The organism is Caballeronia choica (assembly GCF_001544535.1).
Taxonomy (GTDB): domain Bacteria; phylum Pseudomonadota; class Gammaproteobacteria; order Burkholderiales; family Burkholderiaceae; genus Caballeronia; species Caballeronia choica.
The window spans coordinates 1-505 of sequence record NZ_FCON02000656.1 but is presented as its reverse complement, the minus strand read 5'-3'; the positions used below and the strand labels follow the sequence as shown (position 1 = coordinate 505).

Annotated in this window: 1 protein-coding gene; it reads right to left on the bottom strand. The window is 61.0% G+C overall.

What is annotated here, in order from left to right:
• Positions 1-266 (bottom strand): SpoIIAA family protein (locus AWB68_RS46195; protein ID WP_087650540.1); only part of this gene is annotated, 266 nt, incomplete at its 3' end.
• Positions 267-505: the final 239 nt, after the last annotated feature.

Sequence of the window (505 nt, the reverse complement as noted above, 5' to 3'; positions counted from 1 at the left end):
GAGGCACGGATCCAGCCCGCATCGGCCACCACGGCGGCGCGCGTGACCTTGCGGGCCACGGAAACGCCGAGCGTTATATCGGTCCACAGCGCCTTCGGCTCGATGCCAGTGAAATGCTCGATGCGTTCGAGCACGCGGGTCTTGCCGTTCAGTTCGAGATCGCCACGCATGCGCTCAATGGCTTCGCGCAGATCGTGGTCGGTGATTTTGCCTTCGACGGAAATTTCGATGACAGGGGAATCGGGCTCGGTGTGATACAGGATCATGGCAAGACCGCCTGACTAGGAGACGTTACACGCTCATGCGCGGCGCCGATGAGCCTAGCGTTCGATAGTTTCTTCACGATACCCCTTTTCACATGACTCGGTTAGCCAGGTTTGACGCCGTTTAGAGTACGCTGACGGCACCGCCCCGTTATTATCTTCCCGCCCGTGCGACACGTGTCGCTGCATGGCCAGCCGTTCGGTTGGAGTAAGAGCAGGGACGTGCGGCGCCTCGCGGCCAG